Below are 21046 nucleotides of genomic sequence, written 5' to 3' on the forward strand. Positions count from 1 at the left end.
CATTCTATATGGTCGGCGCAGGCATCTGCCGGATGATGAACACCACCGGCTCGTCGCTGCGGTCCACCGTGACCATGGCGCCGCGCGCGGTAAAGGCGGCGTGGCAGGCTACGTTCGGGCCGGGCGGCGTGTCGCTGCTGGTGACGTACAGCTTGCCGTCCACGCGCGCCACTTCTTCCAGCCTGGTGCCGTCGCAGCCGGGGGCCATGCCGTAGTAGGCGGACAGCACCATCGACTTGCTGAAGTCCACCGCCGGCAGCGGCGCGCCGGGCGTGCTGTAACGGCTCCACAGCGCGGCCCAGGAGGCGGCGTCCTTCACCACCGCGTTGCTGGGCGCTTGCCCCGTCAGCGCGTGGTTCAGGCTGGTCTGGACGCGGCTGAAGGCCACCTTCTGCGGCGTGATGCGGCTGAACACCACCGGGGCGTCGTAGCGGTCCAGCACCACCAGCACGCCGGGGCTGGTGAACTGGGCGATGCACTGCGCCGCCGGGTCCACGCGGTCCTGCTCGTACTGCACCGCCAGTTTGCCGTCGGCGACACCGACGCGGCCGACCGTGACCGAGCGGCAATCGCTCTTCTGCCTGCCGGTCAGTATGCCCACCACCATTTTGCGGCTGAAGTCGATCTTCGGCGGCAGGTGGATGCTGCTCAGGATGCGGTGCCAGTCGTTCCACACCGCCTCGAAGGAAGCCGTGTCGGTCAGCACCACGGTGCGCGCCTCGTCGATGCCGGTGTACGGGCTCTGCCTCAGGATTTCCATGCCCAGCGTGGCGCCGTCCGGCGGCAGCACGTTGACGATCTCGATCTGGTGGCCGGCGCCCAGGCCCAGGTCGGCCTTGTCCAGGTTGTTGATCATGGTCTCGAACTGCGCGCGCTTGCTGTCGTCGGCGCAGCTGGTGCGCGGGCCGGAAAGCAGGCCGCCGGACAGGCACAACTGCTGCGCGGGCAGGGCGCCGAACAGGGTGCGGCTATCGGCGTTGTCGGGGCAATTGCCGGCGCGGTCCCACAGCACCTGCTTCTGGTCGATCAGGTACAGGCGGTTGCGCAGCTCGCTGCAAGTGGCGGCGCGCGCCATGCTGACGAAATCGGCCTTCACCACCAGGGCGGCGGGCGACGGCTCGCCCACGGCGATGGGCTTGCTCTGGCCGCCGGGCGCGGCGGCACCGCCGCTGCCGCCGCACGCGGCCAGCACGACTGCGGCCAGGGGAAACAGAACTGCGGCAACGGCCTTGCTTGACACTTTGCTCATGATAGCTCCTTGGTAAGTAATCATGCCATCTTAGGCAGGGGCGCGGCGGGCGTCCCCCTCCAAATGTCGGTCAATTGTCATAAATTTGTAAGCGCCCCGACGGCGCCACGCCATTGCTTATAAACTAAGGCCATGAACCGCCTGTTCTTCCGCTTTTTCGTGCTGGTCATGCTGGCCATCACGGCGGCCACCTTTGCCATCTATTTCGCGATCAGCCGCCTGTACGGCGATCCGTTGGAGGACATCGCCCGGCGCCAGGCGGCGGCCGAGGTGTTCCTGCTGGAGCAATATGTCGACCAGGCGCCGGCCGACGAGTGGCTGGTGCGGCTGAACAAGCTGCGCGAGGTCTCCACGGTGCGCTACGAGCTGCTGCCGCTGGAACCGAGCCTGGCCGCGCTGCCCGCCGCCGACGCGGCCGTGCTGCGGCGCGGCGGCATGGTGTTCCAGGTGGGCGACAAGGCCTTCCTGCGGCGGGTGGACCTGGCCGGCGAGCGCTACATCGGCAGCGAGGCCGAGGTGCTGCGCGCCGAGGGCTTGCCGATCAATATCGCGCAAGCCTTGCAGCAGGAGGCGCTGCGCTACGCCATCGTGGCGCTGGCCCTGCTGATCCCGATCGCGCTGTGGTCGCGCGCGCACTGGCGCGGCATGCAGGCGCTGGCGCGCGTGGCCGACGAGTTCGGCGCCGGCCAGCTGTCGGCGCGGGCGCGCATGCCGGCCAGCGCCAGCATCTACCCGCTGGCCGAGCGCATGGACAACATGGCGGACCGCATCGAGCGCCTGATGGAGGCGCAGCGCACGCTGCTGCATTCGGTCTCGCACGAGGTGCGCACGCCGATCGCGCGGCTGGAGTTCGGCCTGGAGCTGCTGCGCACGGCGGCGGACGCGGCGGCCAGGCCGGCGCTGGAAGGGCGCATCGCCGCCATGGAGCAGGATCTGCGCGAATTGAACGGGCTGATGACAGAATTGCTGGGCATGGCCAAGCTGGACAGCGGCCAAGCCATGCAGCGCCAGCCCTTCGACCTGGCGGCGGCGCTGCACGCCGCAGCGGCAGCGGCCGAAGCCGGCGGCACGGCGCTGGCAACGCGCATCGGCGACCTGGGGCAGCTGGACGGCGACGGCCGCCTGCTGATGCGGGCCGTGGCCAACCTGCTCGGCAACGCGGCCAAATACGGCGCCGGCCGGGTGCTGCTGGACGCAGAACGCCAGGGCAGCGCAGGCCCGGGCCAAGGCGGCGCCATCGTCATCGCCGTCGAGGACGACGGCCCCGGCATTCCCGCTGCGGAGCGCGAACGGGTGTTCGCGCCGTTCTACCGGCTCGACCGCAGCCGCGACCGCGCCAGCGGCGGCTTCGGCCTGGGCCTGTCGATTGCGCACAAGGCGGTGGCGCTGCACGGCGGCAGCCTGCATGTCGAGGACGGCGCGCTGGGCGGCGCCCGCTTCGTCATTCGCCTGCCGGGCTGACGGTGCGCAGCGGCGGCGCCGCCTGGTCCTGCTGGTGGCGTCCCACGCGCTCGAACTCGGAGATCACCTGGGCGCCGAACAGCAGCAGCGCGGCGGCGATCTCCAGGCTGAACATGACCACGATGGCGGTGGTCAGCGAGCCGTACACCACGTTCACCTGCGACAGGGTGCTGAAGTACCAGACCAGCACATGGCGCGCCAGTTCCCACAGCACGGTGGCGGTCACGCCGCCGATCAGCGCGTGCGCATACGACAGCCGGCCCACCGGCATCACCAGGTAAATCGAGGTCAGCATCAGCACTTCGCCGGCCACGCCCAGCGTGTACAGCAACACGCCGGACACGCCGTGCAGCGACCAGCGGTAGCCGAGAAATTGCAGCTCTTCCTCGCCGATCACCTGCAGGCCGCCGGCCACCAGGGTCACCAGCAGGATGCCGAGGCCCAGCGACAGGATGTAGCAGTAGGGCAGGATGGCGGAGACCAGGAAGTGGCGGCGCCGTATCGCCACCCGGTGCATGAAGATGACGCACATGGCGTTTTCCAGCACCGTGAAGGCCAGCGAGCTGAAAAACAGCATGGTGAGCGCCAGCAGCCAGCCGATAACGCTGCGCTGGGCCAGGAACTGGCCGACCTCGGCGACGATGGCGCGCGACTGGCCCGGCACCAGCCATTCCAGGTAGTGGCCGATGGTGCCCAGCAGTTCGACCGGGTCCAGCCAATGGGACAGCACCACCACCACCAGCATCAGCAGCGGCACGATGGACAGCAGTGAGTAATAGGCGACGGCGCCCGCCAGCAGCAGTCCCTGGTTGGCGCGGAAGCCGCGAATGCACTGCAGCGCGAAATCCAGGGGGTGGCTGGCCACCCAGGCGGCGGCCTTGCTTGTGAGCATACGCATGGGCCCATTCTACGCAGCCCGCACAATGGCTGGCGCGCAACAGCCCGCAGCGCGCCGCGTCAGCTGACCGCCGGCTCCAGCAAGGTCAGCGTCTGCCGCTCGGCGTCCAGGGTGGCTTGCACGCCCATGGGGATGGTGAACTGGTGCCGGATATGGCCGAAGGAGTAGCCGGCCACGGCGGTCTGTTGCAGCGGCAGCAGATGCTGGTCCACGGTTTCGTTCAGCGTGAGCGAGATGTCGTCATCCTGGTTCTCGCAGTTTTCGAAGATGCCCAGCATCACGCCGGCGGTATTCTTCAAGCCCTGGCTCAGCTGCAACTGCATCAGCATGCGGTCGATGCGGTAGGGCGCTTCGTTCACCTCTTCCAGGAACAGGATGCTGCCCTTGATGTCGGCCGCGTACGGCGTGCCCTCCAGCGCGCTGACCAGGCACAGGTTGCCGCCGGTGAGGTGGCCGGTGCACTGGCCGCCGTGCACCGTGCGCACCGTGTACTGCGGCTCGGCCACGGCCTTGTGCGCGTTGTCCTGCGACATGGAGATGGTGTAGCGCTCGTGCGGCGTCATCAGCACGTTTTTCAGCTGCGCCACCGCGTATTCGGAAAAAGTGGACGACGCCACCGGTCCGTGGAAAGTGACCAGCCCGGCGTGCTTGTTGATGGCCAGGTGCAGGGCGGTGATGTCGGAATAGCCGATCAGCACCTTGGGATTGGCGCCGATCAGCCGGTAGTCGATATGGGGCAGCAGCGAGATGCAGCCGGAGCCGCCCCGGATGGCCCAGATGGCGTTCACTTGCGGGTCGGCGAACATGCCGTGCAGGTCTTCCAGGCGCTGCGCCACCGTGCCGCCGTAATTGCCGTGCACCGCGTGGATGTGCTCGCCCAGCTTGACGCGCAGGCCGAGCGACTCGATGTTGCGCACGGCTTTCTCGATGGCCTTGGGACTGGTGTGCCCGCCGGGTGCGATGATGCCGACCAGGTCGCCGGGCTCCAGGCGCGGCGGCTTGGTCAACTGCGGCTTGGTCATGGCTTTGTTTCCTTGCGAAGGGACATGCTTGGCCGCTGCGGCTGGCAGCGCGACGGCTGCCAGCGCGGCCCCGGTGGCGGTAGCCACCAGGCTGCCGAAGCGGCGCCGGCTCAGTTGTGTATGTGTCGGCACCGCGATCCGCTTACATGAACTTGTACTTGAGGTTGACGGACAGCGAACGGCCGCGCGCGTCTGCCACGCGCGGGTCCCAGCCTGCCCCCACCACTTCATCCACGTTGTGCGCGGTGAACGGCGGGGTCTTGTCGAACAGGTTCAGGATGCCCACCGTGATGGTGGCGTTCTTGTAGCCGGTGTAGGTGCCCGTCAGGTCATACTTCTCGTAGTGCTTCACGCGCGGCACGAAGCCCGGCGGCGGCGTGCCCTTGCCGCCGTTCGGCACCTGGTCGTTGTAGCCGGTGGAGTAGTTCTGCGTGAACAGCGCGCTCCAGTCGCCCTTGGACACGCTGATGCTGGCGTTGTGCTTCCAGCGCAGGTAGATGTCGCGGCTGTTGAACACGCCCACTTGCTCCTTGAACGGCTGGCCTTCGAATTCGGCGAACTTGAAGCTCTTCATGTAGGTGCCGTCCAGCTTGGCGACCCATTTGTAGCCTTCATATTTGCCGTCGGCCTGCAGGCCCAGGTCGGCGGCGCGGGTTTTCAGGCCGGCCGCGTTGATCCAGCCCGCTTCCACATGGTCGATGACGCCGGTGGCCTGGTCGCGGATGATGTACTCGGGCAGGAACTGCCAGTTGGCCAGCACCACTTGCGGCGTGCGGTTCAGGATGCGGTCCTGGATGTTGATGGCCCAGAAGTCCAGCGACGCGGAGAAGCCGCGCACCGGTTCCACCACGATGCCCAGCGTGCCCTGCTTGGACGTTTCCGGCTTCAGGTTGGGGTTGCCGCCGGTATTGTAGTTCAGGCGCGGAATGGCGCAGAACAGCGGATTGCCCGGATTCTTGGCGCAGCCTTCCTGGTCGATGATGCCGTTCGGCAGTTCCTGCGACAGGCGGCCCGCGTACAGCTGGGTGAAGCTCGGCGCCAGGAAGCCCTTGTTGGCCGAACCGCGCAGCACCATGTTGCTGGTCGGCTGGTAGCGGAACGACACTTTCGGGTTGGTGGTGGCGCCGATCAGGCTGTAGTCGTCGCGGCGCACGGCCAGCTGCACTTCCAGGTCCTTCAGCACCGGCACCAGCAGCTCGGCGTAGACGGCGCGCACATTGCGCGACGCGCCGTTCAGCGGAGCATTGCCGGGCGACAGCAGGATCTTGGTCGCGTCCACGTCCTGCGCGAAGTCATAGGTTTCCTTGCGCAGGTCGAAGCCTGCCGCCATCGACATGGCGCCGGCCGGCAGCTGCAGCACTTCGCCCGAGACCGAGCCGTCCAGCTGGGTCATGGTGGTCTTGCCGTGCTGGAAAGCGCCCTTGTACTTGGTCGATTCGATCAGCTGCATCGCTTCGGCGGTCTGGGTCTGGCCCGGCGCCAGCCATGGGTTGATCTTGCCGCTGCCCAGGGCCGCGTAGATCTTGTCGGTGTAGCCATAGCCGTCCACCAGCGCGGTCTTGGTGGTGCTTTCCGCGCGCGACAGGCCCAGCTTGTAGTCGTATTTGCCCAGCAGCAGGCCTTCGGCGGCCACCAGCAGGCGGTAGTTCTCGGTCACGTTATTCTGCGTGCGGTCGCCCCATGGCGTGCTGCGCCACTTGTAGATGATGGGCTTGGTCTTGTCGTAGGTCGGGATGTATTGCGACAGGTCCTGGTAGTAGGGGCCGTTGACCGGGTAGGCGGCGCCGTTGGCCAGGCTGGTGGAGATCTGCACCGGCGTCAGCGACGCGGTGGCTTCGGTGCGCGAGCCGAGCAGTTCGAAGAACACCTTGTGGTCGTCGTTGATCTTCAGCGTGCCGCGCGAGACGGCGTTGGTGCGCTCGACCGGGAAGCTGATCACGTAGTCGCCGCCGTAATCGTAGGCGCAGGAATACTTGGAGCGCGTGACGGCGGTGACGTCCTTCCACAGGTCGCTCTGGTATTGCGACATGCCGGGAATGGTGTCGCACTTGCCTTGCAGGCTCAGCAGGCCGGCCTGCAGATAGGTGGTGCTGTCGCCCGGCATTTTAAAGCCGGTACCCAGCGCGGTGCCGGGGCCGGTCAGGATGTTGGCGAACGGCGTGCCGGTGGTGTCCGGCGACAGGCCGCGCGACGGCTGGAAGCCGTTGGCGAAGTCGCGCTGGCTCGAGCTCAGCTTGTCGTTGTTGTCGTGCGTGACGGAGGCCATGACGTTCCAGCCGTCCTTTTGCAGGTCGCCCAGGCCGCCCAGCGCCGACACGCGGCGGTTCATGCCGCCGCCCGCTTCGGTGCCGTTCAGCGTGGTGGACAGTTCCAGGCCCTTGTAGTCGGTCTTCAGGATGAAGTTGACCACGCCGCCGATGGCGTCGGTGCCGTAAATGGCCGAAGCGCCGTCTTTCAGGATTTCCACGCGCTGGATGGCGCCCAGCGGGATCGAATTCAGGTCGACCGCCTTGCCGGAGGCGCCGTGGTTGCCCACGCGGCGGCCGTTCAGCAGCACCAGCGTGGCGTTCGGGCCCAGGCCGCGCAGCGAGGCGAAGGAAGCGCCGCCGGAAACGCGGTCGGCGTCCGCGCCGAACACGTTATTACCGGAAGTCATATTGTCGGCGCCGGTGCCGCTGGCGGAAATGGTGCGCAGCAGCTGTTCGGTGTCGGTGATGCCGGCCTTCTCGATGGCGTCGAAGGTCACCACTTGCACCGGCAGCGCGCCTTCCTTGGCCACGCGTTTGATGCTGGAGCCGGTGATTTCCACCCGCTGGATTTGCTGCGGGGCAGCTTGCTGAGCCATGACGGGGCCCACTACACCTATCAGCGCAATCATCTGCGCGAGTTTTTTAACCTTCACCGTACTCTCCCTTGATTTGAACGAACTCTTGACTGCCCGGTACCGGGCACGGCGTCTTGCGCGCCGCATGGAAAATTCAGAGTAGCGCTTTGCACTCCACGCTATCCAATGAAAATACCTCACTTAACCATAACTTTTAGGAATGAATGTAAGAAATTCAATCAGGGCGCCATTTTAGTGAGCTGATTCCGCTCTGCAACGTCCAAATCGAGATAACGCCAGTTTGTGAACTCCACCGGGTGGCGGATGTAGTTTTTTAGCCACGGTTGCCTGATATCAGCGGAAATCGGGTGGGTCAGCAGCACCCACGGGTTGTAGGCGTGGATCAGCTGCTTCATCTCGCGGTACAGCACGCGGCGCTCGGGCGTGTCGCCCAGCTGGCGCGCGCGCTCGTAGCGGCGGTTGTACTCGGGCAGGTTGAAGCGCGCGTAATTGGCGCGGCCGCTGTTGGGGCCATACAACAATTGCAAATAATTATCGCCATCCGGGAAATCGGCAATCCAGTTGGTTTCAAACATCATCACCTTGCCCAGCCGGGAAGCCTTGATGATTTCAGTCTTCTTGTCGCTCTTGAACTGCACCTGCAGGCCAATGGCGTTCAACCCTTTGCGCCACAGTTCGTCGCGCAGGCGGCCCACCATGGACGGTTCGGAATGCATGGTCAGCAGCAGTGGCTGGCCGTTGGGCAGGGTGCGATAGCCGTGCTTGCCGATGCGGTAGCCGTAGCGGTCCAGCAAAGCGCGCGCCAGCGCCGGGTTATAGGCGATGGGACTGCGGTAGGCGGGGTCGTAGCCCAGCACATTGGGCGGCAGCGGCGACTGCGCCGGCAGCGCCAGGCCCTTCTTCAGCAGCGCCACGTCCTCCGCACTGTTGTAGCTGAGCGCGATGGCGCGCCGCAGCGCCACCTTGTCCTTGCCATAGCCGCCGATCAGCGGGTCTTCCATGTTCATCCACATGTAGTAGGTCTGCAGCACGGGGAAGGGCGACAGCTGCATGCCTTTCCCGGCCAGCTCGGGCTTGAGCTCGGGCGCGGCGGAATCGCTGCGCAGCACCATGTCCTTCATCGACTCGGGCACCTGCTCGATGTAGTCGAACTCGCCGTTCAGGAAGCCCAGCATGCGTGACTGGTACTCCTCCATGATCTTGACCTCGATACGGTCCACCAGCGGCAGCCGCCTGCCCTCCAGCGCGGCGGCCGCGGCGCGCGATTCGGGCGGCACGCCGGCGGCCGGAGCGGCGTGAAACACGGTGGCGCGGAAGTCCGGATTGGCCAGCAGGGTGATCTTGTCGCTGCGCTTCCATTCGCCCACCAGGAAGGGCCCGGTGCCGACCGGGTGGTTGCCCATCTGGCTGCCGTAGGCTTCGGCCACTTCGCGCGCCACCACGGCCGTGGCCGGCATGGCCAGGTAGTAGAGGAAGTTCGGATCGGGCGCGCTCAGGCGGATGCGCAGGGTGTACTTGTCCACCGCCTGCAGGCCGGGGATGGCGGTGGCGTGGCTGAACCTGGTTTTCAAGGCACCATCGCCCGCCAGCTTGCCTTCCAGCAGGAACAGCCAGGGCGATTTCAGTTCCGGGTCATACAGGCGCTTGAGGCTGTAGACGTAGTCTTCGGCGGTCACTTCGCGCGGCTTGCCCTTGAAGGCGGGATCGGGCGTGAAGCGGATGCCGGGGGTGAGCTGGAAGGTATAGGTCAGGCCGGCCTGGTCCACCTGCGGCATGGCGCGCAGCGTGTTGGGCTGCAGCTTGACCGGGCGCGCCAGGTAGTCGTAGCGCAGCAGCGGGTCGTACAGGTTTTCCAGCAGGGCCAGGGTGGCGATGTCGGAGGCGACTGCCGGGTCGAGGCCGGTCTCGCCGGTGGACAGGAAGGCGTGCAGCACCTTGGGCGCGGCGGCAGTGCCGGGGGCGGCTGCCACGATGGGCGCTTGTGCGGCAGCCAGCGCCAGCACAGCCGTCCCCAGCGCCCGTTTCCACTTCAATGCCATGTTGCCTGCCATCTTCTTTCCTCGCTCTATAGAAACCGCCACAGGATAAGCCATCGCGCGCTTGACCGACCATGAAATCGGGCCCGCAGCTTATAACTTTTTTGCATGCGCGGCCTGCATTCTTTCATCGCGGCATAATGCCGTGGCTCTATACTTTGCCTGCAAAATCGTCCTGTCACCCCTGTTATCGGAAATTTCGTCCTATGTCGCTCAATTACATCTGGTCTGGCTTCTTCCTGGTCGGCTTTGCTGCTGCCTTTGCGCAATGGCTGTTCCTGGGCGATAACGAGATTTTCAAGAAAGTGATCGACGGCACCTTCGAGTCGGCCAAGATGGGCGTGATGGACATTGCGCTGCCGCTGGCTGGCGTGATGACCTTGTGGCTGGGTATCATGAACATCGGCGAGAAGGCCGGCGTGGTGGGCTGGCTGGCGAAAGTGATCGCACCGTTCTTCTCGCGCATCTTCCCGGAAGTGCCGAAAGACCACCCGGCCAACGGCCACATGGTGATGAATTTCTCGGCCAACCTGCTGGGCCTGGACAACGCGGCCACGCCGTTCGGCCTGAAGGCAATGGAAAGCCTGCAGACGCTGAACCCGAACAAGGACGAACCCACCAACGCGCAGATCATGTTCCTGGTGCTGCACACCTCGGGCCTGACCCTGATTCCGCTGGCCATCATGGCGCAGCGCTCCATCCTCGGCGCGGCCGACCCGTCCGACATTTTCATTCCCTGCATGATCGCGACGTATGTGGCAACCGTGGCTGGCATCATCGCCGTGTCGATCCGCCAGCGCATCAACCTGTTCGACAGCGTGGTGCTGTCCTGGCTGGGCGGCATGACGTCGGCCATCGTGGCGCTGATCTGGTACTTCACGCAATACCTGACCAAGGCCGAGATCGCCACCGTGTCCAAGGTGGTCAGCAACGCGATACTGATCGGGGTGATCACGATTTTCATCGTCGGCGCATTGCGCAAGAAGGTGAATGTGTACGAAGCCTTCATCGAAGGCGCCAAGGGCGGCATCCAGACCTCGCTGACGGTGATCCCCTACCTGGTGGGCATGCTGGTGGCCATCAGCGTGATCCGCAACGCGGGCGTGTTCAGTTTCGTGGTGGGCGGCTTCAACTGGATCTTCACCGCGCTCGGCATGAACACCGACTTCGTGCCGGCGCTGCCGACCGCGCTGATGAAGCCGCTCAGCGGCAGCGGCTCGAAAGCCATGATGATCGACGCCATGAACACCTACGGCGTGGACTCCTTCGTCGGCCGCCTGGCCTGCGTATTCCAGGGCTCGGCCGACACCACCTTCTACATCGTGGCGCTGTATTTCGGCTCGGTGGGCATCCGCAAGACGCGCTATGCTATCTCCTGCGGCCTGATCGCCGACCTGGCCGGCGTGATCACCGCCATCGCCGTTTCCTATGTATTCTTCCACCAAGGCTAATCCATGTTCCGTCGCCTGATGCTGGTATCCCTGCTGGCCGCCGCCGGCAGCCCAAGCGCCCAAGCCCAGTTGCCCGAGCCCATGGCGCGCGCGCTGCAAGCGGCCGGCATTCCCGAGGACGCGGTGGGCGCCATCGTGCTGCGCGGCGGCATGCCGCTGGTGTCGCACCATCCGGACCGCCCGATGCAGCCCGCCTCGACCATGAAGCTGGTCACCACCATGGTGGGCCTTGACCAGCTGGGGCCGGTATTCAAGGCGCGCACCGAACTGCGCAGCAGCGCGGAAGTGAAAGACGGCGTGCTGAAGGGCGACCTCCACTTGCGCGGCGGCGCCGACCCCGACTTCAGCGAGGACGTGCTGGTGCACATGCTGGAAAAGCTGCGCATCCAGGGCATCCGCAAGATCCAGGGCGACCTGGTGCTGGACCGCCAGCTGTTCCAGCCCACCCGCACCGACCTGGGCGCGGCGCCGTTCGACGAGTCGCCCGAGGCCTACTACAACATCATCCCGGACGCGCTGCTGCTGAACATGAACCTGCTGCGGGTGGACATGAACTCGACCGGCGGCAAGCTCAGGCTGGGCATGCTGCCGCAGCTCGACCGCGTGACCATCGAATCGGACATGACGCTGGTGGAGGCCGACTGCGCCAAGTGGGAGGACGGCTGGAAGCTGCCGGATTACACGCGCAAGGGCAGCAAGATCGTGGTGCGCCTGCACGGCACCTTCCCGAAGAATTGCAGCAAGACCACGGTAATCAATGTGCTGGAGCGCAATGACTACACCGAGCGCCTGTTCCGCAGCACCTGGGCGCGGCTGGGCGGCAGCTTCACCGGCATCGCGCGCGAGGCGACTTCGGCAGCGCCTGCGCCGGCCGCCACGGCAGCCCCCGCCACCCGCCTGCTGGCCGAGCACGTCTCGCGCCCGCTGGCCGAAGTGCTGCGCGACATCAACAAGCCGTCCGACAACGGCCTGGCCCGCACGCTGTTCCTGACCTTGGGATCGCTGGCGCCGGACCCGGTGCTGGGCAGCCGTCCCCTCCCCACGCTGCAGCTTGCAGCGCGCACGGCCAGCCCGGCCGTCCTGCCCGGCGACTCGCTGAGCAGCGACGCCGCCGCGCCGGCAGCATCGCCGGCGGCCGGCGCCATGATCCCCGGCGGCGGCGAGGCGGCGCCCGACGCGGCGGTCCCGGCGCAGAGCGCCGCCCGCGCGGAACAAGTCATACGCGGCTGGCTGCAGCGCCACGGCATCGACGACACCGGCCTGGTGCTGGAAAACGGTTCCGGCCTGTCGCGCCTGGAGCGCGTGCGGCCGGCGCAAATGGCCGGCCTGCTGCAAGCGGCGCAAAAGAGCTTGTGGATGCCGGAGTTCCTCACCAGCCTGCCTATCGCGGCAGTGGACGGCACCATGAAGCGGCGCCTGAAGGACAGCGCCGCCGCGTCGCGCGCGCGCGTAAAAACCGGCACGCTGAAGAACGTGGTCGCCATCGCCGGCTATGTGCCGGACGCGAACGGCGAACTGTGCATCGTGGTGGCCATGATCAACCACGACCTGACCGGCAACGGCAACGGCCGCAAAGCCCTCGACGCGCTGCTGGACTGGGTGGCGCGGTATCAGTAGTGCGCGATCTCGTAGCCGAAGCGGGACGCCGCGCTGACGATATGTTCGCCCATCAGCCTGCGCGCCAGCGCGGCATCCTTGTCGATGAAGGCCTGCACTAGCGTTTCGTGCTCGTCCCGCGCCGCGTGCGGAATGTGGCCGAACATCGGCCCATGGCGCGAGAAATTGGCGGCGATGAGCGGACGCATCGGCTCCAGCACCGTGCGTATCATCGCCTCCAGATAATCGTTGCCGGAGGCGGCGGCCACGGCGCGGTGGAAATCCAGGTCGGCGTTCACGGTGGCGGCGGTAGGCGCGCCCTCGAACCGCATGCGCTCGACTGCGTCGCGGATGCTTTTCAGCTTGCGCGGCGTCATGCTGACGGCGGCCAGTGCGGCGGCCTGCCCTTCCAGCGCAGCGCGCACCTCGAACATATTGCGGATCATGTTGTCGCCTTCCAGCAACTGCGCGCTGACCGGCTCGAGCGGCTGCGCCGCCTCGCGCGCGACCGACACGAACGCGCCTATGCCCTGGCGCGATTGCACCAGTCCCTGGCTGCGCAAACTGGCGATCGCTTCGCGCACCACGTTGCGGCTGACACCGAAGTTCTCGGCTAAAAATTGCTCCGTTGGCAGGCGGTCGCCATGCCGCAAGCGGCCCGACGCAATCTCTTCGCTCAAGGCCGTGACGATGTGCTCGGCCAGATGCGGCCTGCGTTCCACCCGGCGGACGTTCATTTCATTCATGCTCGGATTTCCTCTCTGCTATCACCTTATTCTACATCAGGATAACGGCCTCCCTTGCCCTTGGTTTTTCCCTTAGTTTCATGGCGCAGTGACGCGTACGCGTAAAAAAGAACAAGTTATTCTCTTGCAGGACAACCGGATGTCCTCTATTATTGGATCACCCCCCCCCGCCAACTGAGGAGTCCCCATGAAAATAGCCAACATTGAAACCATCCCGCTGCGCATCCCCTTCACTTCGGGCGGCCAATCCGCCGGCGGCGTGTGGGGAAGCAAGGATCTGCAGGTGGTCGATTCACTGGTCGTCAAAGTCACTGCCGAGGATGGCACCGTGGGCTGGGGCGAAACTTTCGGCTTTACCGCGATTCCGGCGGTCAAGCTGGTGATCGACACCATCCTGGCGCCCGACGTGATTGGCCGCGAGCTTACCCAGCGCGAGCGGCTGATGGCGGAGTTGCAGAAGAAGTTCCACATCTTCGGCCGCAGCGGCGCCTTCATTTATGGCCTGTCGGCGATCGACATCGCGCTGTGGGATATCGCCGGCAAGCGCGCCGGCAAGCCCATCTACCAGCTGCTGGGCGGCGGCGAAGCGACCTCGCTGGCCGCCTATGCCAGCCTGATCCGCTACGCCGATCCGGAACTGGTGCGGCGCAATGTGCGCCGCGCGGTCGATGAGGGCTACCGCTACCTGAAGCTGCATGAAGTCGATATCGCCTGCGTGCGCGCGGCGCGCGAAGCTGCCGGTCCCGACATTGAAATCACGCTGGACGTCAACTGCCCGTGGACTGTGCGCGAAGCGCTGGACATGGCAGAGCAGTTGCGCCCCCTCAAGCTGCGCTGGCTGGAAGAACCGGTGTGGCCACCGGAAAACTATGCCGGCCTGGCGGCCGTGCGCAAGCAAGGCGGCATACCGGTGGCGGCCGGCGAGAACGCTTCCACGCTGATGGACTTCCAGCACATGCTGGAAGCCGGCGCGGTCGACTTCATCCAGCCCAGCCCTGCCAAGATGGGCGGCATCACCGAACTGCAAAAAGTCTACGCGCTGGCCAACGCGCACAACACCACCGTCATGGTGCACACCTTTTACGACGGTCCGGGCCTGCTGGCCAGCGTGCACGCCAGCGCCGCGCTGGGCGGTTCCAAAGCCATCGTTGAATGGCGCTATTTCGACCTGGAAGCGCAGCTGTACGGCGACGCCATCCTTCCCAAGCAGGGACGCCTGCAGGTGCCGCAGGGCCCAGGCCTGGGCCTGGAACCGAATCCGGACGTGATCCGGGATTACCGACTCGCACCGTGAACTCCGGGAGAACGCCATGTTAGACCGAATCGTAGGCCCCATCCTGCCCGTCGCCCTCGTCATTATCCTGGGCTATGCCGCAGGCAAACGGGGCAGCCTCAGCCGGGCCGACAGCCTGGTGATCAGCCGGCTGGTGCTGGGCTGGATTTTCCCCGCCCTGCTGCTGGTCAGCATGGCCGCCACGCCGCGCTCCCAGCTGTTCGACGTGAGGCTGATCTCGGCGACCTTCGCCGGCATCATGGGCATGTACCTGATAGCGCTGCTGATCGGCTGGCTGCGCTACCGCGAACTGAAGGCGGCCACGTTGAAGGGCTTCGTCACGGCGTATCCGGACGCGGCGTTCATGGGCATCCCCATCCTGCAGGCAATGTATGGCGGCGACAGCATCTACACGGTGCTGGTGCTGAACCTGATTGCCAGCCTGCTGATGATACCGATGACGACCATGCTGCTGACGGTGGCGGCGGGCGGCAGCAGCGGCTGGCACGCCTTCCGCTCCAGCATCGCGCAGGCGGTCAGGCGGCCGCTGATGTGGGCGCCGGCGCTGGGCATCCTGTGTTCGGTGCTGGAACTGAAACTGCCGCCGTTGCTGGCCGAATCGTTCCATCTGATGGGCAAGGCGACGCCGGGCGTGTCGCTGCTGTGCCTGGGCCTGATCATGTCGTCGGTGCCGCTCAAGCTGTCCGGCGAGGTGTGGGGCAACCTGGGGCTGAAGCTGCTGTTGCAGCCGGCGCTGATGGTCGCCGCCGTCCTGCTGTTTGGCGCCAAGGGAATCTACGCCCAGCAAATGATACTGCTGGCGGCACTGCCGTCGGCCACCATCCCGGCCATGTTCGCCAACGAGGCCGGGGCCTACCAGAGCGAAGCGGCCACCACCATCCTGGTCAGTACCGCACTGTCCATCGTCACGTTCCCGTTCGCCATCTATCTGATCGATGGCGGACTGGCCGCATGAACGTCATTGACAGGAGCATCGGCATGGCTTTCACCAAACTGCCGGCGGCACTGCTGTGCGCCGCTATGCTGGCCGCCGGCGCAGGCAGCGCAGCGGCCCAGCAGCGCACGGTGCTGCAGACCATCGACTACCCGGCGGGGCACCAGATCCTCAGTGTGATCGCCGAGCTCGCGCCGGGCCAATGCACGGGCCGTCACGCGCATCCCGGCGCCGAAAGCGCCTTTGTGCTGGAGGGAGAGGTGCTGGCGCGAATTGACGGCAAGCCCGCCTTGCCGCTCAAGGCCGGGCAAGCACTGCAATTCGCCGCTGGCGAAATGCATGATGTCTGCAATACCGGCAGCGCGCCGTTCAAGGCACTTGCCCATTACATCATCGAAAAGGGCAAGCCACTGGTCATCCGTGCCCAGTGATTCCATTATTTACCCAGCGGAGCATGCACATGCACATCCTCAAGAAACTCATTCCATTCGCAGCCGCAGCCGCCTTCACCGGCGCCGCCGGCGCGCAAGGCCTGCCGGTCAACCAGTTCGGCTCCGTCCTGCCGGAACACATGACATGGCAATCCTTCCCGGCATTTCCGCCCGAGGCGCGCCTGGCCGTCGTGGCGGGCAACCCGGGCCAGGCCGGGCCCTACGTGGTACGGGTCAAATTGCCCGGCGGCGTACAACTGATGCCGCATACCCATCCGGAAGACCGCATCTACACGGTGATTTCCGGCGTGTTCTACATTGGCCTGGGCAAAACCTTCGACCCCGACAAGCTGCAAGCTTATCCACCGGGCACGGTGCTGACCTTGCCCGCCAATACGCCGCACTTCCACTGGGCGAAGTCGGGCGATTACATGACGCAAGTGTCGGGCATGGGGCCGCTGGGCATAAAGTACATCTGCGATAGCGACGACCCGCGTCATCACTAAGCTTGCGCCTGCCGGCTGATTGCGCGCCGGTCCTGACGCCCCGGCGCGGCCGATCAGCCTTGCTTGCGGCGGCGCGCGGCCAGCAAGCCCAGCAGGCCCAGGCCCATCAGCGCCAGCGAGGCCGGTTCCGGTACGGCGTTGACGCCGACGTTGTCCACCAGGCTGTCCACGCCGCCGCTCGCGTTGGCGCCGATGTCCGAGAAGCGCAAGGTGGCCTTGTTGCCGTCACCGAAAAAGACATAGCTGAAGTGCGACAGGGCGCCGGGCGCATTGTCGGTCACCTGGTTGGATGCCAGGATGGTGGCGCCGTTGCTGCCCAGGATGGTCGCGTTCAGGCTCTGCGCGCCGCCGCCGGTCACGCCGAAGTCGAATTCCCACACATAGCGCTGGCCCACGACGGTCTGGAAAGTCTGCGACAAGCTGCCGTTCGGGGTGCTGTCACCGGCATTGAAGGCGGCCATGTAGTGGCCGTTGGCGGCGCTGCCGCCACTGAAATAGACGCCGTTGCCCAGGTAGTCGGTGACGCGCACGTTGCCAGTGCGGTTCCAGTTGGAGGTGGCGCCGTTCTCGAAAGTACCGTTCTTGATCAGGTTGGCTTGGGCGGTGCCGGCGGCCAGCAGGGCTGCTGCCGCGATAAAGGTCTTCAATTTCATGAGTTGCTCTTTATTAATAGAACATATCATTAAGCAATAAATATTCCCACACAACAACTTACTTTCAAATCAATAGCTTATGCGTGCGGCTAGCGTCCGCCGGCTGCGGCCTGTAAAGTTTTTCGACACGCGCGTGCTTGCCACGGACCGGCAAGTGGGCTACCTTCAAGCTATCTCACACCTTCAAGGAGACCACCATGAAATGCCCGGTTTGCGGCGGACCTGGACTGGTCCGCGATACGAGAAACCTGCACTACAACTATCACGGGCAAACCGCCACCATTCCCGACGTGACGGGCGAGTTCTGCAATGCTTGTGGAGAAGTCACCCTGGAAGCGGGGGAGGCGGAACGCTACGGCAAAGCGGTGACGGCGTTCGTGGAATACGTGGATGCGGCCGAGGACAAGCGCGCTACAGCACGCGCGTGAACGTGGCGCGCACCTGCACGCGGTCGCCGCAGTCGAAGTGCCACCATTCGCTGTTGATGCCGACGAAGCCGGCCTGGAACATGGCGCCGCGCAGCAGTTCGCGGTTGGCGATCTGTTCGACCGAGATGGCGCCTTTGGCCAGCATTTGCTGCTCCAGCGCAGGGTGGGACAGCTCGGACAGGTCGTCGAAGCCGGTGCCCATGTCGAGCTCGCGGCCCTGTTCATCCACGATGGTGAGGTCGACCGCCATGCCGAAGGAGTGGATGGAACCGCGCGTGGGTTCGGCCAGGTAGCCGAGCAGCTCGGTGCCCTGCAGCGCGGCCCACAGCTGCTCCTGCACGCGCTGCGGCCGCAGCGCATCCAGCACCAGCAGCTTGCTGCCGGGACGGCGTTGGGCCAGCCACGCCACGGCTTGTTCCAGCGCGGCGGCCGCGTCGCGGTGCAGCCAGGCGCAGTCGTGCGGGGAGTACAGGTCGCGGCCGACGAAGTTGTCCGGCGTGGCGTAGCGCAACTCGATGGCGATGCCGGCGATGCTGCTCAGATGCCGGTAGTCCGGGCTGGACGGCACATCTTCGTTGCGGATGGTGTTCATTGCTACGCTTTCTTTTCCAGGCAGGCGCGCGCGGCGGCGGCGATGCAGCCGGCCAGTTGGCGCGCGCCGTGCGACAGCGGCGCGTGGCCGGCCGTCAGCAGATACAGTTGCACGGGGATGGCCGGCGCCCATGGGCGGCGCTGCACCAGCGCGCTGGAGGCGGACGCGGCCGTGAACGGGTCGACCACGGCCATGCCGCCGCCCGCTTCCACCAGCGAACGGGCGATCTGGTAAGTCTGCACCACGGTGTGGAATACGGGATGCAGGCCTTGCGCTTCGCACGCGGCCACCACCATTTCACCCAGCGGGTCGTTGTCGGCGTGGCCGATCAGTTCGCCCGCCAGGCCCGGCGCGGCCAGCGGCATGGCGCTGTCGGCGGCGTTCCAGGTGCCGGCGGGGGCGATCACGGTCATCACGCCTTGCGCCAGCGGCTCGGCGACGATGCCGGGGTGGCGCGGGTCCTGCAGCGACAGGGCCAGGTCCGCTTCGCCCAGGCGCAGGGTGTTGACGATTTCACTGGTGTGGTGGGTGGCCAGCTCGCAGCGCGCGCCGGGGAATTCCTTGCGCCAGGCGGTGACGGCCTGCGGCAGCACGCTGATGGCCACCGTGGGCGTGGACACCAGGCGGATGGTTTCCAGCGCGCGGCCCTTGAGGCTGGCGGCCAGGCGGCGGATGCCCTGCAGGTCGCGGTTCAGTTTTTCGGTTTCGGCGAACAGGCGGTGCGCTTCGGGCTTGGGATACAGCTTGCCGCGCACGCGCTCAAACAGCGGCATGCCCAGCTGCAGTTCGCAGTGCTGCAGGACCTTGGTGACGGCCGGCTGCGAGATGTGCAGCACCTGGGCGGCGCCGCTGATGGTGCCGACCTGCATGATGGCGTGGAACACTTCTATATGGCGCAGCCGCATTGCTCTATCCTCGATCCAGCGCCGCAGAGCCGTCCCTGCGGAATCCGTGCAGGATAGGGGAAAGCAGGATGCGGCGCAATGCCATGGCGCTTAGTGGGTTTCGGTTGGCTGGGGCGGCTGGACCGGCGCCACGGGCGCGGCCACCGGTGTTGCCGGCGCCGCAGGCAGGGCGGCCGGCGCGCCCGGCAGCATCGGCACGGCAGGATGGATGATCTCGTTCTTGGGCGTCGGCGCCAGCACTTGCAGGATGGCGGCCGATTCGGCATCCGGGTTGCCGTCAAAACGGGCCGGGCGATATTTCGACTGGAACGCGAACATCACGTTGCGCGTCGCTTCGTCCAGCACGCCCGTTTGCGGCACGGCGTAGCCATGCTGGGCCAGGCGCTTCTGGAACCAGGCCACGTCCGGCAGCTGGGTTTCAAACACGGCGCGCTGGGCCGCCACCTGGGCGGCGTCCGGCCAGGTGATCAGGCCGGCTGCGGCCAGCTGCTGCCACGGGAACAAGGGGCCCGGGTCCTGCTTGCGCTGCGGGGCGATGTCGCTGTGGCCAAGAATGTTCTGCGGCGGAATATTGTGGCGGGCAACGATCTGCTTGAGCAGCGGGATCAGCTGGTCCATCTGCGACTGCGGGAAGGGATACCAGACGCGGCCTTGCGGTGTTTCCTTGAAGCCCGAGTTGACGATCTCGATGCCGATCGACATGGGGTTGAGGTTGCTGTACGTCTTCCAGCTGCTCACGCCGGCATGGTTGGACATGCGCGCCTCGTCCACCAGCGTGTAGAACTTCGGCTCGGCTTCGTCGGTCAGCAGATAGTGACTGCTCACTTCCTGCTCGGTGAGGATCTTGATCGAGCGCGGCAGGTCGGCCACCGTGTAGTGGATGATGATGAATTTCACGCGGCTGCTCTGGCTGCGCGCGCTGAGGCTGTTGTCCAGGCGTGGCGGCGGCGTGGCGCAACCGGCCAGCACGGCGGCCAGGATGATAAGCAGGATTTTTTTCAAAACGGTCTCCAGAGGTTGCGGTGGTGTACGGCTAGTGTTGGGGTTGCGCGGCCATGCGGGCGGCGGCGTAATGGGGCTGGGCGGTCTTGCGCCGCAGCGGCACTTCGGGCGGCAAGGTGGCGCGCATGGTTTCCGCGATCAGCGGGTGCAATTCGGCGGCGCGGCCCGCCAGCACCACCGGCCGCACGCCGAAGCGCGAGACCAGCGCCGTGGCCAGCCGCGCCAGTTCGCGCCCGGCTTGCTGCAGGATCAAGCGGGCGGCCTGGTCGTGTTCGGCGCTGGCGGCGACCGCCAGCGCCAGCTTGCCCACTTCGCCGCGTTCGCGGCCGTAGATGAACTGGCGCGAAAATGCCCAGTCGCTGCCGCCGACATAGTCGAACACGCTGCGCGCCATGGCCGAATCTTCCCAGGCGCCCGGTTCCTCGTCCTCGCGGCGCCAGATGCGGCGCAGCGCCTCGCGCGCAATCCAGAAACCGCCGCCGCCGTCGTCCAGGGTCACGCCGCGGCCGCCGGCGCGGTGGAACACGCCGTGGGCGTCGATGAAGGCGGCGATGGAGCCGGTGCCGGCGTACACCAGGTAGCCTTCGCCCGGCTGGAAGCTGTCCAGGTAGGCGATTTCAATGTCGTTGGAAACGATGACGGTGTCCGGGTCGATTCCCAGCAGTTCGGCCAGCCATTCGACCAGCAGTTCGCTGTCGCCGCCGAAGCCGGTCAGCCCGGCGCACACGCGCTGCGGACAGCCGCTGGCCAGCACGTCCTGCGCCAGGGCGGCGAAGGTGGCGCGCACCGTGCCGCGACCCGCCGCGTTGCCCATCTGTAAAGCCGACAAGCCCGCCACGCTGCCTTCGGCCACGATGGCGCCGGCCGCGTCGGCCAGTGCCCAGCGCGTCTGCGTGCCGCCGGCATCGATGCCCAGGCCCAGCGCGGTATCCGTGTCAGATTTAGCCATAGTGCCAGAGTGTAAATTGAAATGCGGCCGGGATTGAATGAAACCTTG

General features: G+C 66.0%; 19 protein-coding genes. 8 read left to right on the plus strand and 11 right to left on the minus strand.

Features of this window, described 5'->3' with window-relative positions:
• Window positions 1-4 precede the first annotated feature (4 nt).
• Window positions 5-1249 (minus strand): hypothetical protein, encoded by a 1245-nt coding sequence (locus AC6H42_RS07600; protein WP_497547760.1) that lies wholly within the window; start codon window positions 1247-1249, stop codon window positions 5-7.
• 132 nt (window positions 1250-1381) lie between these two features.
• Here AC6H42_RS07600 and AC6H42_RS07605 point away from each other — a divergent pair, with 132 nt between their 5' ends.
• Entirely contained in the window at window positions 1382-2710 is a 1329-nt protein-coding gene (locus AC6H42_RS07605; protein WP_497547761.1) for an ATP-binding protein, read from the plus strand.
• Here the strand turns inward: AC6H42_RS07605 and AC6H42_RS07610 are convergent.
• The 4 genes from AC6H42_RS07610 to AC6H42_RS07625 form a co-directional block, all read right to left on the minus strand.
• Window positions 2691-3608, minus strand: a complete 918-nt coding sequence (locus tag AC6H42_RS07610; RefSeq protein WP_057154155.1) for a YihY/virulence factor BrkB family protein — start codon at window positions 3606-3608, stop codon at window positions 2691-2693. The two genes, AC6H42_RS07605 and AC6H42_RS07610, sit on opposite strands and share 20 nt — an antisense overlap.
• A gap of 59 nt (window positions 3609-3667) precedes the next feature.
• Entirely contained in the window at window positions 3668-4762 is a 1095-nt protein-coding gene (locus AC6H42_RS07615) for a S66 peptidase family protein (RefSeq protein ID WP_057154156.1), read from the minus strand.
• Between the two features lie 10 nt (window positions 4763-4772).
• Window positions 4773-7475: a TonB-dependent receptor domain-containing protein gene (locus AC6H42_RS07620; protein ID WP_497547762.1), complete on the minus strand. Its 2703-nt coding sequence runs from the start codon at window positions 7473-7475 to the stop codon at window positions 4773-4775.
• A gap of 218 nt (window positions 7476-7693) precedes the next feature.
• The gene (locus AC6H42_RS07625; protein WP_229418099.1) at window positions 7694-9526 is read right to left on the minus strand and encodes an ABC transporter substrate-binding protein; all 1833 of its coding nucleotides are present in this window, start codon (window positions 9524-9526) and stop codon (window positions 7694-7696) included.
• A 191-nt stretch (window positions 9527-9717) separates the two neighbouring features.
• Between AC6H42_RS07625 and AC6H42_RS07630 the strand changes: the two genes are divergently transcribed.
• Together AC6H42_RS07630 and dacB are read left to right on the plus strand one after the other, a co-directional pair.
• Window positions 9718-10962: a nucleoside recognition domain-containing protein gene (locus AC6H42_RS07630; protein ID WP_057154158.1), complete on the plus strand. Its 1245-nt coding sequence runs from the start codon at window positions 9718-9720 to the stop codon at window positions 10960-10962.
• Between the two features lie 3 nt (window positions 10963-10965).
• Window positions 10966-12579, plus strand: coding sequence for a D-alanyl-D-alanine carboxypeptidase/D-alanyl-D-alanine endopeptidase (gene dacB, locus AC6H42_RS07635; RefSeq protein ID WP_057154159.1), 1614 nt, complete (start codon window positions 10966-10968; stop codon window positions 12577-12579).
• Here the strand turns inward: dacB and AC6H42_RS07640 are convergent.
• Complete coding sequence (locus AC6H42_RS07640; RefSeq protein ID WP_057154160.1) at window positions 12573-13304, minus strand: FadR/GntR family transcriptional regulator; 732 nt, start codon at window positions 13302-13304, stop codon at window positions 12573-12575. The genes dacB and AC6H42_RS07640 overlap by 7 nt on opposite strands.
• Before the next feature lie 187 nt (window positions 13305-13491).
• Between AC6H42_RS07640 and AC6H42_RS07645 the strand changes: the two genes are divergently transcribed.
• From AC6H42_RS07645 to AC6H42_RS07660, 4 genes are read left to right on the plus strand one after another with little or no spacing between them, the layout of a single operon-like run.
• Window positions 13492-14598, plus strand: coding sequence for a mandelate racemase/muconate lactonizing enzyme family protein (locus tag AC6H42_RS07645; protein ID WP_057154161.1), 1107 nt, complete (start codon window positions 13492-13494; stop codon window positions 14596-14598).
• 16 nt (window positions 14599-14614) lie between these two features.
• Window positions 14615-15553 (plus strand): AEC family transporter, encoded by a 939-nt coding sequence (locus AC6H42_RS07650; RefSeq protein ID WP_057154162.1) that lies wholly within the window; start codon window positions 14615-14617, stop codon window positions 15551-15553.
• Window positions 15550-15963 (plus strand): cupin domain-containing protein, encoded by a 414-nt coding sequence (locus tag AC6H42_RS07655; RefSeq protein WP_229418100.1) that lies wholly within the window; start codon window positions 15550-15552, stop codon window positions 15961-15963. The genes AC6H42_RS07650 and AC6H42_RS07655 overlap by 4 nt, the downstream gene beginning before the upstream one ends.
• A gap of 29 nt (window positions 15964-15992) precedes the next feature.
• Window positions 15993-16469 (plus strand): cupin domain-containing protein, encoded by a 477-nt coding sequence (locus AC6H42_RS07660; RefSeq protein WP_200953933.1) that lies wholly within the window; start codon window positions 15993-15995, stop codon window positions 16467-16469.
• Between the two features lie 53 nt (window positions 16470-16522).
• Here AC6H42_RS07660 and AC6H42_RS07665 read toward each other — a convergent pair whose 3' ends face one another.
• A complete protein-coding gene (locus tag AC6H42_RS07665; protein WP_057154163.1) occupies window positions 16523-17122 on the minus strand; it encodes a PEP-CTERM sorting domain-containing protein in 600 nt (199 codons plus the stop codon).
• Window positions 17123-17319: 197 nt separating this feature from the next.
• Here AC6H42_RS07665 and AC6H42_RS07670 point away from each other — a divergent pair, with 197 nt between their 5' ends.
• Window positions 17320-17550: a type II toxin-antitoxin system MqsA family antitoxin gene (locus tag AC6H42_RS07670; RefSeq protein ID WP_057154164.1), complete on the plus strand. Its 231-nt coding sequence runs from the start codon at window positions 17320-17322 to the stop codon at window positions 17548-17550.
• Here the strand turns inward: AC6H42_RS07670 and AC6H42_RS07675 are convergent.
• From AC6H42_RS07675 to AC6H42_RS07690, 4 genes are all read right to left on the minus strand, one after another.
• Entirely contained in the window at window positions 17534-18142 is a 609-nt protein-coding gene (locus tag AC6H42_RS07675; protein ID WP_057154165.1) for a M15 family metallopeptidase, read from the minus strand. The two genes, AC6H42_RS07670 and AC6H42_RS07675, sit on opposite strands and share 17 nt — an antisense overlap.
• A gap of 2 nt (window positions 18143-18144) precedes the next feature.
• On the minus strand, window positions 18145-19047 hold the full coding sequence (locus tag AC6H42_RS07680) for a LysR family transcriptional regulator (protein ID WP_057154166.1): 903 nt from the start codon (window positions 19045-19047) through the stop codon (window positions 18145-18147).
• 90 nt (window positions 19048-19137) lie between these two features.
• Window positions 19138-20049 carry an N-acetylmuramoyl-L-alanine amidase gene (locus AC6H42_RS07685; protein ID WP_082551647.1) on the minus strand — a complete coding sequence of 304 codons (912 nt, stop codon included), beginning with the start codon at window positions 20047-20049 and terminating at the stop codon, window positions 19138-19140.
• Between the two features lie 31 nt (window positions 20050-20080).
• Window positions 20081-20998 carry an N-acetylglucosamine kinase gene (locus AC6H42_RS07690; protein ID WP_057154167.1) on the minus strand — a complete coding sequence of 306 codons (918 nt, stop codon included), beginning with the start codon at window positions 20996-20998 and terminating at the stop codon, window positions 20081-20083.
• Between the last annotated feature and the right edge of the window lie 48 nt (window positions 20999-21046).

The organism is Massilia sp. NBRC 108631 (assembly GCF_059704565.1).

Excerpts from the sequence above, each read along its gene's own strand:
- AC6H42_RS07655 (WP_229418100.1), top strand. The coding sequence starts at position 15,550 with ATGAACGTCATTGACAGGAGCATCGGCATGGCTTTCACCAAACTGCCG.
- AC6H42_RS07690 (WP_057154167.1), bottom strand. The coding sequence starts at position 20,998 with ATGGCTAAATCTGACACGGATACCGCGCTGGGCCTGGGCATCGATGCC.
- AC6H42_RS07610 (WP_057154155.1), bottom strand. The coding sequence starts at position 3,608 with ATGCGTATGCTCACAAGCAAGGCCGCCGCCTGGGTGGCCAGCCACCCC.
- dacB (WP_057154159.1), top strand. The coding sequence starts at position 10,966 with ATGTTCCGTCGCCTGATGCTGGTATCCCTGCTGGCCGCCGCCGGCAGC.
- AC6H42_RS07650 (WP_057154162.1), top strand. The coding sequence starts at position 14,615 with ATGTTAGACCGAATCGTAGGCCCCATCCTGCCCGTCGCCCTCGTCATT.
- AC6H42_RS07675 (WP_057154165.1), bottom strand. The coding sequence starts at position 18,142 with ATGAACACCATCCGCAACGAAGATGTGCCGTCCAGCCCGGACTACCGG.
- AC6H42_RS07670 (WP_057154164.1), top strand. The coding sequence starts at position 17,320 with ATGAAATGCCCGGTTTGCGGCGGACCTGGACTGGTCCGCGATACGAGA.
- AC6H42_RS07665 (WP_057154163.1), bottom strand. The coding sequence starts at position 17,122 with ATGAAATTGAAGACCTTTATCGCGGCAGCAGCCCTGCTGGCCGCCGGC.
- AC6H42_RS07625 (WP_229418099.1), bottom strand. The coding sequence starts at position 9,526 with ATGGCAGGCAACATGGCATTGAAGTGGAAACGGGCGCTGGGGACGGCT.
- AC6H42_RS07645 (WP_057154161.1), top strand. The coding sequence starts at position 13,492 with ATGAAAATAGCCAACATTGAAACCATCCCGCTGCGCATCCCCTTCACT.
- AC6H42_RS07605 (WP_497547761.1), top strand. The coding sequence starts at position 1,382 with ATGAACCGCCTGTTCTTCCGCTTTTTCGTGCTGGTCATGCTGGCCATC.
- AC6H42_RS07620 (WP_497547762.1), bottom strand. The coding sequence starts at position 7,475 with ATGGCTCAGCAAGCTGCCCCGCAGCAAATCCAGCGGGTGGAAATCACC.
- AC6H42_RS07660 (WP_200953933.1), top strand. The coding sequence starts at position 15,993 with ATGCACATCCTCAAGAAACTCATTCCATTCGCAGCCGCAGCCGCCTTC.
- AC6H42_RS07630 (WP_057154158.1), top strand. The coding sequence starts at position 9,718 with ATGTCGCTCAATTACATCTGGTCTGGCTTCTTCCTGGTCGGCTTTGCT.
- AC6H42_RS07600 (WP_497547760.1), bottom strand. The coding sequence starts at position 1,249 with ATGAGCAAAGTGTCAAGCAAGGCCGTTGCCGCAGTTCTGTTTCCCCTG.
- AC6H42_RS07680 (WP_057154166.1), bottom strand. The coding sequence starts at position 19,047 with ATGCGGCTGCGCCATATAGAAGTGTTCCACGCCATCATGCAGGTCGGC.
- AC6H42_RS07640 (WP_057154160.1), bottom strand. The coding sequence starts at position 13,304 with ATGAATGAAATGAACGTCCGCCGGGTGGAACGCAGGCCGCATCTGGCC.